Origin of the sequence: Pseudobacteroides cellulosolvens ATCC 35603 = DSM 2933, assembly GCF_001262605.1 — a bacterium.
In the GTDB taxonomy this organism is placed as follows: Bacteria; Bacillota; Clostridia; order Acetivibrionales; family DSM-2933; genus Pseudobacteroides; species Pseudobacteroides cellulosolvens.
Genome location: NZ_LGTC01000001.1, coordinates 4,865,683 through 4,883,141, shown reverse-complemented (window position 1 = coordinate 4,883,141; position 17,459 = coordinate 4,865,683). Strand labels below are relative to the sequence as shown.

At 35.9% G+C, this 17,459-nt stretch carries 15 protein-coding genes; 11 read left to right on the top strand and 4 right to left on the bottom strand.

The window, feature by feature from the left end; translation table 11 throughout:
- Positions 1-157: 157 nt before the first annotated feature.
- A complete protein-coding gene (locus Bccel_RS20085; protein ID WP_201781973.1) occupies positions 158-490 on the bottom strand; it encodes a flavoprotein in 333 nt (110 codons plus the stop codon).
- A 413-nt stretch (positions 491-903) separates the two neighbouring features.
- Between Bccel_RS20085 and Bccel_RS20080 the strand changes: the two genes are divergently transcribed.
- A complete protein-coding gene (locus Bccel_RS20080) occupies positions 904-1,779 on the top strand; it encodes a PDDEXK family nuclease (protein ID WP_036937568.1) in 876 nt (291 codons plus the stop codon).
- A 95-nt stretch (positions 1,780-1,874) separates the two neighbouring features.
- On the opposite strand, the gene Bccel_RS20075 is transcribed toward Bccel_RS20080, so the two are convergent.
- On the bottom strand, positions 1,875-5,513 hold the full coding sequence (locus tag Bccel_RS20075; RefSeq protein ID WP_036937571.1) for an S-layer homology domain-containing protein: 3,639 nt from the start codon (positions 5,511-5,513) through the stop codon (positions 1,875-1,877).
- A gap of 271 nt (positions 5,514-5,784) precedes the next feature.
- Between Bccel_RS20075 and Bccel_RS20070 the strand changes: the two genes are divergently transcribed.
- From Bccel_RS20070 to Bccel_RS20060, 3 genes are all read left to right on the top strand, one after another.
- Positions 5,785-6,204, top strand: coding sequence for a hypothetical protein (locus Bccel_RS20070; RefSeq protein ID WP_036937577.1), 420 nt, complete (start codon positions 5,785-5,787; stop codon positions 6,202-6,204).
- Between the two features lie 417 nt (positions 6,205-6,621).
- Entirely contained in the window at positions 6,622-7,023 is a 402-nt protein-coding gene (locus Bccel_RS20065) for a hypothetical protein (protein WP_036937580.1), read from the top strand.
- Between the two features lie 258 nt (positions 7,024-7,281).
- Positions 7,282-7,572 (top strand): hypothetical protein, encoded by a 291-nt coding sequence (locus Bccel_RS20060; RefSeq protein WP_242853063.1) that lies wholly within the window; start codon positions 7,282-7,284, stop codon positions 7,570-7,572.
- Positions 7,573-7,633: 61 nt separating this feature from the next.
- Here Bccel_RS20060 and Bccel_RS20055 read toward each other — a convergent pair whose 3' ends face one another.
- The gene (locus Bccel_RS20055; RefSeq protein WP_036937583.1) at positions 7,634-7,855 is read right to left on the bottom strand and encodes a hypothetical protein; all 222 of its coding nucleotides are present in this window, start codon (positions 7,853-7,855) and stop codon (positions 7,634-7,636) included.
- 281 nt (positions 7,856-8,136) lie between these two features.
- Between Bccel_RS20055 and tlp the strand changes: the two genes are divergently transcribed.
- The 7 genes from tlp (at position 8,137) to Bccel_RS31705 (ending at position 15,130) form a co-directional block, all read left to right on the top strand.
- Complete coding sequence (gene tlp, locus Bccel_RS20050; RefSeq protein ID WP_036937586.1) at positions 8,137-8,370, top strand: small acid-soluble spore protein Tlp; 234 nt, start codon at positions 8,137-8,139, stop codon at positions 8,368-8,370.
- A gap of 170 nt (positions 8,371-8,540) precedes the next feature.
- Entirely contained in the window at positions 8,541-8,975 is a 435-nt protein-coding gene (locus Bccel_RS20045) for a hypothetical protein (protein ID WP_036937589.1), read from the top strand.
- A 411-nt stretch (positions 8,976-9,386) separates the two neighbouring features.
- Complete coding sequence (locus Bccel_RS20040; RefSeq protein WP_036937592.1) at positions 9,387-10,298, top strand: ABC transporter ATP-binding protein; 912 nt, start codon at positions 9,387-9,389, stop codon at positions 10,296-10,298.
- On the top strand, positions 10,285-11,295 hold the full coding sequence (locus Bccel_RS20035; protein WP_036937595.1) for an ABC transporter permease: 1,011 nt from the start codon (positions 10,285-10,287) through the stop codon (positions 11,293-11,295). The genes Bccel_RS20040 and Bccel_RS20035 overlap by 14 nt, the downstream gene beginning before the upstream one ends.
- 13 nt (positions 11,296-11,308) lie before the next feature.
- Positions 11,309-12,115, top strand: a complete 807-nt coding sequence (locus tag Bccel_RS20030) for a DUF459 domain-containing protein (protein ID WP_036937598.1) — start codon at positions 11,309-11,311, stop codon at positions 12,113-12,115.
- A 382-nt stretch (positions 12,116-12,497) separates the two neighbouring features.
- Positions 12,498-12,872: a hypothetical protein gene (locus Bccel_RS31710; RefSeq protein WP_050753667.1), complete on the top strand. Its 375-nt coding sequence runs from the start codon at positions 12,498-12,500 to the stop codon at positions 12,870-12,872.
- Complete coding sequence (locus tag Bccel_RS31705; protein WP_242857035.1) at positions 12,854-15,130, top strand: pectate lyase family protein; 2,277 nt, start codon at positions 12,854-12,856, stop codon at positions 15,128-15,130. Before Bccel_RS31710 ends, Bccel_RS31705 begins: the two co-directional genes overlap by 19 nt.
- A gap of 131 nt (positions 15,131-15,261) precedes the next feature.
- On the opposite strand, the gene Bccel_RS20015 is transcribed toward Bccel_RS31705, so the two are convergent.
- Positions 15,262-17,424 (bottom strand): substrate-binding domain-containing protein, encoded by a 2,163-nt coding sequence (locus tag Bccel_RS20015; protein WP_050753666.1) that lies wholly within the window; start codon positions 17,422-17,424, stop codon positions 15,262-15,264.
- Between the last annotated feature and the right edge of the window lie 35 nt (positions 17,425-17,459).

The window sequence follows — 17,459 nt, the reverse complement described above, 5'->3', positions numbered from 1 at the left end:
TATTTACTTGTAATACATCACAAAATTTTACTTTGAGATAACTTTAAGATAAGTAGGTTATTTACAGAGAAATTAAGTGTGCAATATATAAAGACTGCAAAATGCAGTCTCTATATATTACAGTGTCTATTACTTAATATAGACAGTTTTAGTATGGTTAGTATTTTTCAAGGACTGGCTGAATTTGCTGATTTTTTAATGCTTCTATTACGGCAGGGACAGTTAATTCAAATTTTGCTACTAGAGAATTGGGCTTATCTATTGGATTATCATGACCAAATGGAATAAAGTAAGTATTCTTTGTACTGAGCAATATCCCTATACTTTTTGCACTTATTCCAAGTCCATCATTTGTTGCAATTCCGATTATTACAGGTTTATTGTTTCTATAAAGCTCTTTTGCCATCATTAATACAGATGTATCGGTAGCACCATCGGCCAGCTTTGACAAGCTGCATCCTGTACATGGTGAGATATCAAGTAAATCCATTGGCTCCAGTAAACGAATAACCTATCTTTTTCCCCTTTAAAAGCATTATTATCCCTCGCTCGTTTTTAGTATTTATAATATCTACGTTTCTGATAAAGTGTATATGCATATTAGTACTATAAAATAATTAGCTGGTTGATGGGGCATTTGTATAGGCTATTTAGTAGTCCGTGTGTCAATATTTACCACAGATTCGCTATTTGAAGATTCGATAATACTCTTAAGGATTTTTTAATGGTTAGAAATTATAATATGCGTGAGAGTAGAATTGGTTTTATATTGACACCAGACTTTTACAATTTACTACATTTAGCTTTAATTTTCATATGTTTTATGATAAGATTTTACTATACAAAATTTGGGTTTATTATTTATATATAAGATGTATCAATAAATATTGGGGGGAGATTAGTATGGCTGTAGAAAAAGAGAATTGGGAGAAATTTGAGGAATCAGCGTTTAATTATGTTGTAGGATTATGTGAAGAGGTGAGTACTGGGAAAAAGGTACCTATTATTGCAAAACGCTTTGGCGGACATAATTCAACAAAGCCTGATATTGTAATAACTAAAGGTGGAAAAGAAGAATTTTCTATTGAAACCAAGTTTTCACCAGCCCAGAGCGGACAGTTTTCTGTCATAGATACAGGTGAAGAATTCGTATTCTCCCAAGGTAATAAAACCTCTATGGATAGAAACACTAAAAATATATTGGATTTCATAAATGTAAAGTCACGTTATGAAACGATTAAAAATTCTGAGTCAAATAATTATTATATTAATTGTGACCCAAATGATCTTAGGGAATGGGTTACCAATCACTATCAGAAAAAAAATTGTAAATTTATTATTACTTCAAAACAAATAGAAGGATACAAAGCGATTATTCCTTTAACTTTAGCAGATCTTGCAGCAAATTTCGTTATAAAAGCATGTTTGAGGCCCAAAAGGAGTGGGTCAAGCACATTGCCGCAATGTGATCTTGCTGTGGCTCAAGCAGCACTTGAAGCACACTTGAGAAGTATGGGAAACAGCTTTACTACCAGTCAAGACGGCAAGAGAACAATAGCTACTTTGGGTGTACCAAGTAAGTTTAAGAGGGAACAAAAGCTATTTTGTAATGATACTTATGTTATTTCCAGGAAGAGTGATTCTATATATGAAATAAGAAAAAGAGGTACGACAAATAATAAAAATGTAATTTTTGAATTGACATATGATAAGGATTTAGAACAGGATGAAGGAAGGGATTTATTAAAAGCGGAGTTGGAGAATTTATACAAGGGTTAATAACTCCAACATTATATAAAAAAGGGCTGTTGCAACAGCCCTTTTTTAGTGATTCGAAGCATTATGGTGTATTCTGCTTTTATTGTATTGTACATTTATTTGGTAATATTTTTGCTTTGTAAATCCTTCATGGTTTTTGATACAATTTTAAACAACTCTGCTCTGGTGATTGCCCTTTGAGGCATGAAAAGATTGTTTTCATAGCCATTAATGATACCCAGCTCTGATCCTTTCTTTATAAAACCTTTAGCCCAATATGGCAGGACATTATCATCTGCAAAATTGGTTTTTCCTGCTGACTCCTCAAGCTTAAATGCTTTTAGAATCATTGTTGCTGCTTCGCTTCTGGTCATTTTATTGTCAGGTCTGAAGCTTCCATCCTCAAAACCTACGATTATTTTATTTTCTTGTGCAGCTGCAAGGTATTCTTTGACCCAGTCAGGTATTTTCTTGGAATCGGAGAATTTCAGATTCACATTCTTATTGGTTTTAATATTTAGTGATTTAATTAAAATCTTTACAGCTTCTGCACGTGTTATTTGAATATCGGGTCTAACAGTTCCATCCTCATACATATCCAATATTCCTTTTTGTTTGAGTTCAAGAATATATGGCTCTGACCAGTGACCTTTTGCATCAGGTATGGATATTTGGGGTACTTTACTTGTAGGCTCCTGGGTAACTGAAGGCGTTGGTGTTGGAGTAGCTGTGGAAGTACCTGTAGCTGTAGCAGTAGGGGTTGGTGTTGAGGTAGCAGTCGGAGTTGATGTACTGGTATTGTAATTGTAACTTGTTCCTGATGATGGTGTGTTTGTTGGTGTATTTGTTGGTGTATTTGCAGGCGGTGAGTTGCTTTTGTTTATATTTATTGAATATACTTTCTCCGTAATACCATCTTCAGCTTTTACAGCAACAGATATTTTATTTAATCCTGGTTTTAGATTGATACTTGCTGACGGTTCACCGCTCAAAACATTCATTCCATTAACGGTTACTGTCGAATAATCGTTATACACTGATGATGTTACAGTTGTAGAATCAACATTATATGGCACCGATACATTATATTCATATACATCGTTGGAAAACTCCTTATCCAAGGCACCGCAGCTTACACTAAGACCTGACAAATCAGCATTATTTGAGAGAGTTGTTCTTAAAATGTTAATCTGTGCACTTGATGGCACACCTAAAATTGAATTTACAGGGTTGCTAAGATTAAGATTAAAAGTTTTTATTCTCTCAGTATCAAATTTATCCTTAAGGCTCTTAATTTCAATATTTTTAACAGTTTCACCGCTGGCAAATGTAAGGGTGCCCTTTGCTGCTTCATAGTCAACCCCTGCAACAGCTGTATCATCGGAAGTTGAATAGTCAACGCTTACAGTTCCAACATTGCTGCCTAATCTATATACACTTGCTGTTACATTTTTAGTTTTTTCATCTAAAATTAAGCAATCAGATGCAAGTTGGATAAGGCCTTTTTCGATTGATGTTCCGCTTATGCTGATAGAAGGGAGCATCATAGTTCTTGAAAAGTCCTGATCTATCGGTTCGCTTTGAGGTAGAACTATTTTGCCGGTGCTGTCAGGTAAAATATCAATAAAAGATTCTCCTACAACAGCTGTTTTGTTTTCATTATTCGCTGTTATGGAAATTTGGTATTGTCCATCGCCTTTGAAATCGGAAAAATATCCTGTATACACTCCATCTCCAGGCATTTCATCTCCCATCAATCCATCATCATGCAAGCTAAGAGCTGACTCGGAATTATCAGGTCTTGTTACTTTTGCAGATACATTGGCATTGCATATGGGTTTTCCTTCTTTGTGCAGTAAGGAAGTCACTTTTACAGGAGAAGGATAAGTATATGAACTATAATCTGTATTTCCCTGCAAAGCTATTGATGTTTTTCCTGATAAGTCAAATACCACTTCTGCCTTGGCATCCGACGGATTTTCTATTATTACTTCCCATGCACCTGGTACAGGATTATCTATTGTATACATTGTATATGTATCTTCTGATATATATTCTGCACCATATGTATTTTCCGAGCTGTATATTTTGCCATCAGGTGATTTAAGTGAAAAAGCAATTTTCTTTGCATCTATTGAACTTATTGTGAACCTTGCTCTTTCCATCGTTGAGTCAACATATATAATTTCTGAGCTTTTTTCCAATGAGTTAAACACTTTTTTAAAGAACTTTGCTAATCTATCAAAAATACTAAGCTTATTTTTAATAGTTTTATAAATGAGGTTAATATCGCTTACACTTGATGCATAATAGAATTCTCCACCAGTTTGCTCAGCTATTTGATTCATCAGGTTTTTATCAACATTTCCTATACCTATTGTATAGACAGGAACTCCCTGAGCCTTGATTGCTGGTATTACGCTTGTCGGGTCAGTGCCTGTGTTATGCTCTCCGTCCGATAAGAGTATTATAGCACCTGTTCCTTGTTTATATCCTGATGAAACCAGATCATTCAATGCTGAATCTAAAGCACCACCTATATTAGTGCTTCCGCTTGCAGTGATTTTATTTATAATGCTTTTTATTGATGATTTATCTGCAGCTGTAGTGATTTTTTTGAGGTTTTGTTCAACCTTGGATTGACTACTAAATGACACAACTCCTATACCATCACCGCTATCACCGGATTGCGGCAGCTCTGTCAAGTCGATGTACATCTTTGCTGCACCTTTAGCCAAAGTAATACTATTGCCGGACATAGAACCTGATCTATCAATGACAAGTTCAATATCATTCCATCTATTGGCTTGCCTTACTTCAAAGTCAGGCTCCTGGTAGCCTATTGAGGTTATTGCTCCTCCCGGGGCAGTGAGACCAAACTGGCTTTTAGCAGCCATCACTTCCCAGCAGGATTTCCCATTATGTATTCTGTTTTGATTATTCGGGGCTGAAGAATTGTGATTACTGCTGTCACAAAAATCAACAATACTGTTATCATGTTGTACCCACATGATACTTGCAGGACGTCCGTTTGAGTTGTATACAGGGGAATATGACGAACCGTTCTGAACTTCTAAGATTGTATTTCCTGCTGAATCATAAACAGCAAAAGTTACACTTTCCTCGCATTTATTCCAGACAATCTTGTTGTTTTCTTTCTTACCAAAAACTTGGTAATTTCTTCCTAACAACTTGTCGATAATATTGCTTTTATAGTCGCAATACTCGTCACCAAGACCATATCCGTAATGACCAAATTCATGAATTAAAGTTTTACCCATACTTTTTGCACCTTGTGAAAAAGCCTGGCCTATCCCTATATACATATGTGCATCTTCAGCACCCATAAAGCCGGCAACATTTGCTGAAGCTCCATTTCCAGGCCGTATGTAAACATCGGACTTTTCGGGATCGAAATTGTTCATAGGAAGGGCACCTGCTATTTCAGGCCAGCCGCCTGGTTTCGCAGCAGGAACATAAATTGTAATTTTTCCAAACCTGTTTTGCTGTTTTGTGGCATTATAAAGATAACTGGATGCTTCCTTAAAACTGTCTTTTACTGCTTTTACCACATCTTCATGTGTCTGACCGTATTTAATGCTGGAATTGGTGTCATCCATTACGATGACATTAAGATTGATAATACCTCCCGATACGCTGCCTCCGCTAGCTGCAAGGCAATTCCCCAAAGGCATTATCAGCATCACTAGTGCTAAAATGCTTGATACTAATACTTTAAAAAACCTTGATTTCATTTTTTACTCCCCCCAAAATTATTAGTTATTATTGCTGAAAGAAATTTTCCAGCCAAGCCTATAGTGATTTTTTATAGACCGATCTCTAAGTATATAATATTAAGATGAGGCTTGGAATGTCAATAAACATATATACTTATATAGATCTATATAGGTAAATATGATAATTTTATACATATATATAATTATATACCTAATGGTATTATTTACAATACTGATAATAAGTTATATAATACAAATAAATAGAAATTAGTTTTCAGGAGGCGTAGTTATGGAGAAATTTAAGATTCTATTTTTAGTTGTGGCCGTTATTTTTTCATTAACAGCATGCAGCAAATCGAAAAATGAGTTTTCCAATGATGATGTGATGAATTCAAATGAAGTTATAGAAGCAAACAAAAAGGAAACGCCTTTGCCTATCGATACACCTGTTCCAACACCGACAGTAACTCCTGAATCCATTGATGAAACTCCAAAAGACAATATCAGTCCTACTGAAGTGATTAACGCAAATAAAAAGGTTACTTCTAAACCTGAGGCAAAACCTACAGTTACACCAACACCAGGTTTAAACAATGATTCAAATAAAACTACTGGTGCTGGCGAAAAAATTCAACAGAATGATGAATTTTCAAACGATGATGTAATGAATTCGGATGAAGTAATTAATGCAAATAAGAAGCCTAAATAAATAAAAAAGTTTTATTTAATTTAAAATCTTTTATTGGAGAAACATATTGAGAAAATTTGCAATTTTTACAGCATACATGCTTTTGCTCTGTATTCTTACTGCGTGAATGAATACAAAGCCATCTGATTTGAAGATATATCTAGTAAAGATAAAGTCACAGACGCAATTAAAAAAAATAAGCAAGAAGAGAAGCAGGCTAATATCCAAGAAAATAAACAAGAAAATAATTCAAAAAGTAAAAGCAATTTTCATAATGAAAAAGAAGTAGCACTAAATGATGAGCAGCAAAAGAAGCTTAATATATTTTTCAGCAACTTCTCAGAGGCCGCCATGAAACCTTTTGAAAAAGGCAAGGTTGATGATACTGAATTAATCAGATTTTGAGTAAGTCACAATATAATAAATAAGACTAAGGCTTTGGAGCATTATGATGATACATATGGAAGGATAAAGGCTGTTAATGTTGAAAATACTATCAGAAAATATTTAGGGCTATCATTCAAAAACCATAAATCTGCATATGACTATAAGTTTGAGAATGGATATTATGTTTATGGCTATGCAACTTGGGATACTCCTGATTTTTCATATGTGACAAATTTGGTAGATAACGGTGGTGGTAAATTTTCTGCTTTGGTAGAAATATATTCCACAACTGTGGTGGATGGTAATCAGGAAAATTGTTATGAAAAAAAGAGTAAATGGGTTTATAACACTGAAAAGCCAAAACTGGTAAAGACAATGACAGCAGATATACAGAAAATGCCTGATGGGAGTTATGTTTTGCTGGATTATATGGTGGAAAGAGAGCATAATTAGATACCTTAGGATGATTTGGGAAGAATGATTTTAGCTTTGGCTTCCAAGCATTTTATTGAAAAATCTACCAAAACTAAATTAGCCGGGCAGAATTTATATGAAAAGAAAAACTAATTATTTTATAGTCTACAAAATATATTTGTGGGCAAAATAAAATAAAAGGTATTGACTCCTAAAAAACTCAATGCTAAGTTACGAGGAGGGATTCTTATTCATATAATAGGTAAATTTCTTGAACCCAGTCAGGTTGGAGGTTTGGTGGATACCCTTAAAAACAGCGGCATTCAAAGAAGAGACATGATTATAAGTGCTTATGATGAAGAAAAGTTTGAAGATATGAGGGAAAATGCCACTCAGTCCACACCTGTAATAATGTCTGATCAGGATGATGTAGGCGAGCTTAAAGCTTTTGCTGAAAATGTACAAAAGTTAGATGAGGAAGATGGAATAGTTGTATCTGTTAAAGTCGCAAAGAAAAAGGCACAGGAAGTTAAGTCAGTAATGGAACAGTCTGGGGCATTTGAAATCATTGTGGATGACAATAAATAAAACAAATAAGAACAAAGCAGGTTACCTATAAAGGCAGCCTGCTTAATTTATGTCTGGGAAATTACTTCTTTTTTGTGTGTTCCCATGAACCTTCTTTATTGCATATCATTTCGGAACCGTCATCATTTGTCATTTTTGAGCCTTCAGCATGTCTCATATGGTTATAAATGCATGATGGAACTTCAGATGCTCTTCCAACCGGTTTGTCAGAGACTGTATCAACATGATTTGGTTGTTTTATGACATTAATAGAAACTTTGTCACCTTTTTGATGATTTTTCATAGTTTCATCCCTTTCCTTAGTAATGGCTAAGAAATAACATCTGATTCTTATCGTCCAAAAACCCCGTTAAATCGTCGGGATTTTGTCCTTGAGAATACGAAGTTATTTCTAAGGCATTCCATAATTAAAAGCACTTGCATATAAAATATGTACAATTATCATAAAAATGATTCAGGTTTTTCCAAGATATATATAGTGATTTTTATCCAGTGAAATTATTTGTTTTATTAACGGGCATAATAAATAAGAAAACATTCTTACTTTCAGGGAGTGATTTAATTATGAAAAATAAGCCAAAGCCAGATGATAGAAGAGATAATGTAGAAAGAATTCAAGAGAATATTAATATGACTATTCACAATATGGAGCTCGCAGATGAAATGATTCACAATACAGATGATGAAAAAATGAAGAAAGTGCTCATGGAGAAGAATGACAGAAGAAGAGATGCACTTAATGGTATGAGGAAAGAAATCAGAGATGAAGCTATTGATAGAGAAAACGGATATAAGTAATGCTCAAAGAATTACCAATTAAGGAAAATTGACAAAAGCAGGGTTGCAGTAAACAAAGCAATCCTGCTTTTGTTGAATAATGTCTGGAAAAGTGATTACATATTATGTAACCAACTCTTTTATATAGCATAAAATGTATTATGGAAACCTATATTTAAGGAGAAATAAGTATGTACGAATATTATAACAGCTTGGATAGGCAGCCACAGGAGGATGGCCAGCAGTTTGGACCGCCATTCGGGCAAGGCCAGCAATTTGGACCGCCCTTTGGTCAGCCATTCGGGCAAGGGCAGCAGTTCGGTCCACCATTCGGACCGCCATCAATGATGCAAGGGGGAGCATCAAGGCCTCCGTCAGGCCCGCCGCCTTCCTTTGTGCCGCAGCAGTCTCAAACTCAGGGAGTTGGAATTTTTGCCGTTGATCCTGGTGCAATAAGGCCATGTACTTTTAGATATATCTATATTTGGCTAAATACTGGTGAGAGTTTTTGGGCATGGCTTGTATATGTAGGAAGAAGGTCGGCAGCAGGCTGGAGATGGACAGGATTCAGATGGATTTATTTTGGTGTGGATCTGAGAAATATTGAAAGCTTTGTATGTTATTAATGTTGTAATAAAATGTAAAAGCAAATAATTTTAAAGTGCCGACGGGAATTCCTGTTGGTACTTTTGTTTATTGGGTATATTCTTAATAATAATACATAAACATGGGAATAATTCTCGTGAGATGTTTACAATGCTAAAAATTAGTCATGTTGAAGATATAACTTCCCGTATAATTTCGCTTTCTAAGTTAACTTAACTCGTGAACACACGCTCAAAACGGGAAGTAATATTTCAATCATGCCTTAACTGGTTAATATAGCATTTGAAAAAACTTAATTCAGTGGTATTATTAATAAAGGATTAGTATAATGTGTTTTTTCAATACCATATAATAGGGTGTTCATGGAAATGCCTTATAATATATGTTATAATTTTGTGGAATATGACTTTGATTATGGTAGGTGAACTGTGATGGCTCAGGTACTTGAACTTACAGGAGTGACTAAGAAGTTTGGCAGTAAAGATATTGTGAGAGATGTGAATCTATCGGTGTCCTCCTCGGAGATATTCGGATTTTTAGGCCCTAATGGTGCAGGTAAAACAACTACTATTAGAATGATTGTAGGACTTATCAAGCCAAGCAGCGGACAAATAAAGGTTTGCGGATACTCTATTAGGAATGACTTTAAAAAGGCCATGGCCAATGTAGGATGTATAATTGAAAGTCCGGATATGTATAAGTATTTTACAGGTATGGAGAATTTACAGCATTTTGCAGCAATGGATAAACGTATTACCAGGGAAAGAATTGATGAAGTGGTGGAGATGGTTGGACTTAGTCATCGCATTAATGATAAGGTTTCAACCTATTCATTGGGCATGAGGCAGAGGCTTGGAATAGCACAAGCTATCATGGGCAGGCCCAAACTTCTTATACTGGATGAGCCTACAAACGGCCTTGATCCTGCAGGAATAGCTGAATTCAGGCACCTTATAAGGAAATTGGCATATGAGGAAGGAATGGCAGTTTTTATATCAAGCCATATATTATCGGAGCTTCAATTGGTTTGTGATACAGTAGCTATTGTAAGTAAAGGACGGGTTGTAAAATCTGTAAAGGTTAATGAAATTGCACAGGATATGATTGTAGAGTGGTATTTGGATAAACCTGCAAAAGCATTGGAAATACTGAAGGAACGATGGAATATTGATGGGGAACAGACCAGAAAAAATTCTGTAAGGGCAGGGATTGGAGCGGTACGTGTGGAAGACATTAACCAGATGTTTTTCAATGAAGGCTTAATAATATCTTACTGCGAATCCCATGGAAACTCACTGGAAGACTTGTTCTTAAAACTTACTGAGGGTGATGAAATTGTATAATCTTGTAAGAAATGAAGTTTTCAAAATGATAGGCAAGAAAAGGCTTTATATTACCCTGGGAATTATCCTTGTAATAATTGCTGCATTTGCCTATGGGCAGTACCATTCACTTGACAGGACCAAAGACAACCTTTCAAAACGAATAGGTATTGAGGCTACAAGTGATTGGAAAAATGTTTTACAGCAGCAGCTTATTGATATAAAAAGAAGAATGGATAGTCCATATATAGATGATGATAGAAGGGCCAACCTTAGGGTACGTGCGGAGCAGATGCAGTTTTATCTGGATAAGAATATAAACCCTTTAGAAGTTTCTGCTGTAAGCTTTAGTACTAAGTTTATTGAACAATCATTGTTATTTCTGCTGCCCCTATTAATGATAATATTATCGGCAGATATAGTATCTGGGGAGCTTTCCGGAGGGACTATAAAACTTCTTCTTGTCAGGGGTGTTTCACGGTGGAAGATATTGCTTAGCAAGTATATTACCATAATACTATTAGAGGCTCTGGTCATGTTTTTTGTATTGATATTAACCATTGGGGTGTCAGGAATCTTCTTTGGATATGGGGGATGGACAACCCCAGTAGTGACAGGATTTAAGGTTGTAGCGGGAAAGCTTGTTACATCTGATGTTGTTAATGTACCACAATGGAAGTATTTGATGATGACGTACGGGCTGGCCTATTTCGTAGCAGTGGTTGTGGGATCTGTTTCATTTATGATATCAACACTTGTTAGAAGTACTGCAGCTTCTATTGGAATTGTGCTCTCAACCCTTATAGGAGGATCTCTTTTGACTACCTTCCTGGAAGACTGGAAACTTCCTCGCTACTTTTTTACTGCGAACCTGAAGTTAACAGATTATATATCAGGCTCACTGCATCCGATTGAAGGCATGAACATGGCATTTTCATTAGCAGTTCTGTCTGCATGGATTTTATTATCTGTTGTTGTTAGTTTTGGATATTTTACCAAAAGGGATATTCTAGTGTGAAAGGGGTGCTTTGATGGCTAAAAAGGTCATGTGGTTCAGTATTCTAGTAATTGTATTTATATCGTTGATTTCTGTTTGTGCTGGTTTTGTTATGGCAGTAAAAGTTTCAACCGGGCCGGTTAAGGAAGTAAGCAAGCCCATATCACAGCAGGGGGTACCAAATGGAGGGAATTCTTCCAACGATCCAAAGACAGTGAAGGTTCTTATTTTGGGTGACTCAATAGCAAAAGGAACAGGTGATGAAACATTTAGAGGGATTGGAGGATATCTATCCGATAACCTTAAGAATTATACTGCAAAAGATATTATCGTAAGCAATCTTGGTATAGACGGGCTTAAGAGTGCAGAATTGATGGATCAGATTAAAAATGGCAGTTTGGATAATGAGATTAAAAGTTCAGATATTATACTGATCTCCATAGGGGGTAATGACCTCTTGGAAATACAGAGGCAGGAAGGTAATAACCTGGAAAATGCGTTTAAGGAAAAGCAAAGAGCATACATTGCAGCTTTGAAAGAAATAACAAATAAGGTTCGCAATACAAACAAGGATGCATTTATAATGTTTGTAGGGTTATACAATCCTTATGATGACGGAATTACCAATGATTATGCACAGCTTATGAACAGCTGGAACCATGCTACTTCACTGGTTTTTGCCGATGACATTAAGGCTGTTTTTATTCCGACTTATGATATGTTTAAATTAAACCTTAATCGCTTTATTGCATCCGATAACCTGCATCCGAATTCAGCAGGCTATCAGATGATAGCACAATTAATAAGCAGAAGCTTGGAAGACATGATGGATAAGATGTGAGTTATATTTGAATCATTACTAAGGCAGGTTGAGTACCGGATTAAGGTATTCACCTGCTTTTATATATTGTATGGAAAACAGTTCTTATAAGTGCTATAATCTATATTAAGACGGTTGTTGACGAGCTAAGTCAACACATGAGCGAAATTTATATCGAATGTTATTTCTTAGCTGTTACTAAGCATTTAGCAGTGTTCTAACTATTTATTACACCATTTCCATGATTTTTTAGATATTAAAATGTTCTTTTATCCAAATGTGGCACAAAAAAATTTATATAACTTTCGAACTACTATAATAAAGTGAAAAATATCAAAAGGAGGTTTAGGTTAGAGAATTTTAAGAATATACTAAAACAATGATTTTAGGGAGGGGTAAGTCAATGAATAGTAAAAGCTTTTTTAGAAAAATACTTGTAGGCTGCATGATGGTATCTTTAATTTGTACACAGGTATTTTTATTCAGAACAGGTGTCTTTGCAGCTGAGAACTATGGACAGGTTAATTTCGATCTGATTGGTTTTGCAACGTTGGAAGGCGGCACTACTGGAGGAACTGGTGGAAAAGAAGTAACCATTACCAGTCTTACTCAAGCAAATGATCTTTTAAATACCCGCAAAAAGGAAGATGATACATCACCGCTGATAATGAAAATTGATGGAAAGATAAGCGGTGCTGGAAAAATTGATATAAAAGAAGTTAAAAATATCTCTGTTATAGGCGTTGGAACGAGGGGGAATTGGAAGGTATCGGATTAAATATATATAAGTCCAGCAATATTATAGTCCGGAACTTAAAGATTCATCATACTTTGGCACCCCTTGATGGAATAGGCATAGAAAGCAGCAATCATATTTGGGTTGATCATTGCGAGATATACAATATGATAGGTGATTGTAACGGAGATGGTAAAATAGATGAAAAGGGAGATATATCGGGCGGAGATGTTGACTGGTATGATGGACTCCTTGATGCAAAGAAAACCAGTGAGTACATTACCGTATCCTGGAACTATTTCCATGATGCATTCAAGACAAGCCTTGTGGGTTCGTCAGATAGTGATGACTATGACAGAAAAATTACCTTCCATCACAATTTCTATGAAAACTGCAAATCCCGTTTGCCTAGCTATAGAGGAGGAACCGGACACATATTCAACAATTACTATCTGGACATAGAAAGTTCAGCTGTTAATTCCAGAGTAGGTGCCAAACTCCGTGTTGAAGGCAATGTATTTGAAAATGTCGGCTCCGGATCAGTTGACGATACAACTGGATGTGCTGAAGGACCGATAGGTACATATTTCAGTGATGAAGTTGGTATGTGGGATGTAAAGGACAACCAGTTTATAAACTGTAAGGGAAACCAGCCTACTACATCAACATGCAGTTTTACTCCATCGTATCAATACTCCCAAGCATTAAGTCCTGCGAGCAGTGTTAAGGCGATGGTAACACAGTATGCCGGCGTAGGAAAACTTGAAGGAACAGCCAGCAACCCACCTTCAACAATGAAACCAACGTCGACACCTACAGTTAAAGTATCACCTTCTTCTTCAAACAGTAATGGTTATTCAATTTCAGGATATGTAAAGCCGGATTTAAATGGGAGTTCTGCTGATTTAAGAAGCGGATTCAAAATGGAAGTTATAGGAGTGGGAAGTACTGTAACTAATAACAATGGTTATTTTGAATTGCCCAATGTTCCCCAGGGTTCAAGCTATACAGTGAAAATAAGCAAAGCATCATACTTGACCAGAGAAATTAGAAATGTCAATAATGCAAGCGGTGTCATGGTAGGCCCACAGAGCTCGCCTGTATTAATGATGGCAGGAGATATAAATGGGGATAATGCTATAAACATGACCGATATAATTCAAATCGCAAAAGCATTTAACGCTTCAAAGGGCGGCTCTGGTTATAACGAAGCATATGATTTGAATATGGATGGCTCTGTAAATATGACGGATATAATCGTTATTGCAAAATATTTCGGTAAAACCTCAAGTGATTATCCTCAAAACGTTACGATAGTTCCAATAACTAATCCAACTGCGACACCTACCAAGGTGCCAACATCAACCAAGGCACCAACACCTACTAAAGCATCAACTCCTACTCCAACAAGTGCTGTATCTTCCACTCCAGCAAGCGGAGATATAATAATTGAGCCTAACGGATCTGTAACTTTAGCTCAGGCTATTAAAGATATTCAGCCAGGCAAAACAATTTTCTTAAAAGGCGGTACCTATAATCTATCTTCAACAATAATTATTGCAGAGGGTAATAACGGAAGTGCAGCCGCTACAAAGAATATTTTTGCATATGGAAGCGACAAGCCTGTCTTGGATTTCTCGGCAATGAGTGAGGAATCTTCAAACAGAGGTATCGTACTTGCAGCAAATTATTGGTATATTAAAGGTATAACCATTCAAAATGCAGGGGACAATGGAATGCTTTTAGCTGGAAACAATAATAAAATTGAGGGATGTCTATTCAAGAAAAATCATGATTCAGGACTTCAGATATCAAGATACAATTCGGCTTATAAAACAATAGACAAATGGCCAAGCAACAATCTTATATTGGATTGCATATCAACTGAGAATAAGGACTCTACTCTGGAAAATGCAGACGGATTTGCTGCCAAGCTTACTAGCGGAAATGGAAATGTATTTAGAAACTGTAAAGCTTTATACAACTGTGATGACGGATGGGACTTGTACACAAAATCCGATACAGGAGCTATTGGAGTTGTTACCATGGAAAACTGTGAAGCCAGCGGAAACGGCAAAGAGACTAACGGAACCGCAACAGGTGGTGATGGAAACGGATATAAACTAGGGGATGATACGGCTTCTGTACCACATGTTCTTAAAAATTGTGTTGCCAATAATAATTTAAAGCATGGATTTACAGGTAACGGTAATCCGGCTGTAATTATAATGACAAACTGTACAGGTTCAGGTAATGGAGAAAAACTTTTTGACAGGTTAACTAATGCAATTTTCAATTAATGATTAATGATATTTTGATGAGAATTTTCTAAACATTAAAAAATGATTTTACTGCAATTACAAATTTGTGTGACTTTTGTTGATTTGCAGTAAAATCATTTTATTTTATGACTGTCAAATTGTGGTGTGTTTTAACCGATGAGTGGAATTGTTATATGAAATACTGTTCCATTGCCAATCTCGCTTTCACAATTGATAGTCCCTCCAAATTCCTGAGTTACTATATTATAAACAATATTTAATCCAAGACCAATTCTGCCAAGGCCTCTCTTTGTGGTAAAAAATGGGTCAAATATTTTTGAAAGGTTACTTTTTTCTATTCCTATCCCGTCATCGGAATAAACTATGTATAATAGGTTATTGTTTGAAGTTACATCAATGTTGATACTCCCATTGTTTCCTTCAGAAAAGCCATGAACTATAGAGTTTTCAAAAAGACTGGTAATGATTTGAATGAGTCCTTCCGGATAGGTCAATATTAAAAGGTCATGGGGGCAGTTTATGTTTATGCTTACATTATTTTTGGCTAGTACAGGAGGTAATAGAGTCCATATATCATCTATAAAGTGCTTAAGGTTTATTTTGACTTTATTCTGGTTTGAACGGTTAACAGCAATTTCCTTAAACCTGTTGACAAGCCCTGACGACCTTTGCAAATTTGACATGAGAATTTTACTTGTTTCAAGACATTCTTCCAAAAAGCCCATAAAATCTTTGTGTCCAAGCTTTTTTGTATGAAACTGCTCAATTACTTTATTGGTGCTTTGCTCAAGAAATGAAGCAGCTGTCAAACTTACTCCTATGGGGGTATTTATTTCATGTGCAATACCTGATACGACACCCACAAGGGATGCCATTTTCTCTGTCTGAATCAATTGTTCCTGAGTTTCACGAAGAGTATCAAGGGTTTTCTGGAGAACGAGTAGGTTATTTTTGGATTCTCTGCTGGCTACCTCACGATCAAGAGCAATACCCAAAAGGTTAAATATTGTATTGGAAATGTCATAAGCGTAAAGGGTACTGGTATCATTAAAAGGACTTATGTATGAGATAACTCCCCAGTTCTTTGCCATTGTCGATAATGGAAGTACCCATATTATATCATCAGGCCCGAGGGGGTATAAATCAGGTACCATGCTGATATTTGGAAACTCTTCAATAGGACAGACTGAAGCTGGACTGGGGATCGGTTCTGTGTTAAAATTTGACATATGTTCAATAGTGAGTTGACCATTGTTGGGATTATCTTCGCTGAATAGCCCTAAACATAGCCAGGAGTAATTGTTGACTATTTGTGGCATAAGTTTCTTTATTCCTTCCAGATCTAATGAAAATAGTTCGGTACCTAAGCCGTAGTTTCTAAAAAGCATGTCCTCTACACATTTAATTATTGAATCCTTTAATTTCAGGTTTTCAAGGGTTAGGTCTTCTTCAGTTTTTATATTGCAGCCGCAGGATTCCCTTAATACAAGTTCTGACTTTATGTGTATGATTTTATTTGGAGGAACATTATTTCTTAAGATATTAATTAAAGTTTCTCCTCCTGTATACCCAATGGTTTTTATGTTCTGATGAAAGCTGGATAATGAGGGTGTGCAGTTTTTGGCATATAATACATCATCGTATCCCATAATAGCTACATCGCCTGGAATATTTATACCTGACTCTTTAAAAGTTTCCATAGCACCGAGTGCAATAAAATCATTGGCACAAAAAACTGCTGTAAATAATGACCCGCTTTGCAATAAGCTGGCTGCAGCAATTTTACCTGAGTCTATTAATGCATCTTTCTCGGTATCAAATACTAATTTTTCATCAAAGGGTATGCCGTTTTTTTTCAATGCACGCTTGTAACCTTCAAAACGCTCATTCATGTCAAACAGTTGAGACCAGCCGATATAAGCTATTTTTGTATGCCCATGATCAATAAGGTGCTGGGTGATAGTTTCAGCACCATAATGATTGTCTTCCTGTATAATGCAGTCGCAGTTATATTTTTGGGGATCATGGCTTATTAATACTACAGGTTTGTCGGAATTAAACAGCATGTTAAGATATTCATCATCGGCCCCTTGCGATAGAATTATCCACCCGTCTATATTTTTGGAAGCAAGAGGATAAAAACTTGATTGCCTTTTTAAATTGGAATCAAATCTGTACATCATAAAGGTATTGATGACAAACATGTTGGCATCCTCTTTTTTAAGAGATTCATGAATGCCATTAAGTAAAGTGCCGAAATAGGAAGCTTCTGTGCGGTGAGTGATTACACCGATATTTAATCTTGGCAGCATTTTTTACCCTTTCTGAATTTAAAAGTATCATTTTG

Bases quoted from the DNA above. Each gene is read 5' to 3' on its own strand.
- Bccel_RS20085 (WP_201781973.1), bottom strand. From the start codon at position 490: ATGGATTTACTTGATATCTCACCATGTACAGGATGCAGCTTGTCAAAG.
- Bccel_RS20080 (WP_036937568.1), top strand. From the start codon at position 904: ATGGCTGTAGAAAAAGAGAATTGGGAGAAATTTGAGGAATCAGCGTTT.
- Bccel_RS20075 (WP_036937571.1), bottom strand. From the start codon at position 5,513: ATGAAATCAAGGTTTTTTAAAGTATTAGTATCAAGCATTTTAGCACTA.
- Bccel_RS20070 (WP_036937577.1), top strand. From the start codon at position 5,785: ATGGAGAAATTTAAGATTCTATTTTTAGTTGTGGCCGTTATTTTTTCA.
- Bccel_RS20055 (WP_036937583.1), bottom strand. From the start codon at position 7,855: ATGAAAAATCATCAAAAAGGTGACAAAGTTTCTATTAATGTCATAAAA.
- tlp (WP_036937586.1), top strand. From the start codon at position 8,137: ATGAAAAATAAGCCAAAGCCAGATGATAGAAGAGATAATGTAGAAAGA.
- Bccel_RS20045 (WP_036937589.1), top strand. From the start codon at position 8,541: ATGTACGAATATTATAACAGCTTGGATAGGCAGCCACAGGAGGATGGC.
- Bccel_RS20040 (WP_036937592.1), top strand. From the start codon at position 9,387: ATGGCTCAGGTACTTGAACTTACAGGAGTGACTAAGAAGTTTGGCAGT.
- Bccel_RS20035 (WP_036937595.1), top strand. From the start codon at position 10,285: ATGAAATTGTATAATCTTGTAAGAAATGAAGTTTTCAAAATGATAGGC.
- Bccel_RS20030 (WP_036937598.1), top strand. From the start codon at position 11,309: ATGGCTAAAAAGGTCATGTGGTTCAGTATTCTAGTAATTGTATTTATA.
- Bccel_RS31710 (WP_050753667.1), top strand. From the start codon at position 12,498: ATGAATAGTAAAAGCTTTTTTAGAAAAATACTTGTAGGCTGCATGATG.
- Bccel_RS20015 (WP_050753666.1), bottom strand. From the start codon at position 17,424: ATGCTGCCAAGATTAAATATCGGTGTAATCACTCACCGCACAGAAGCT.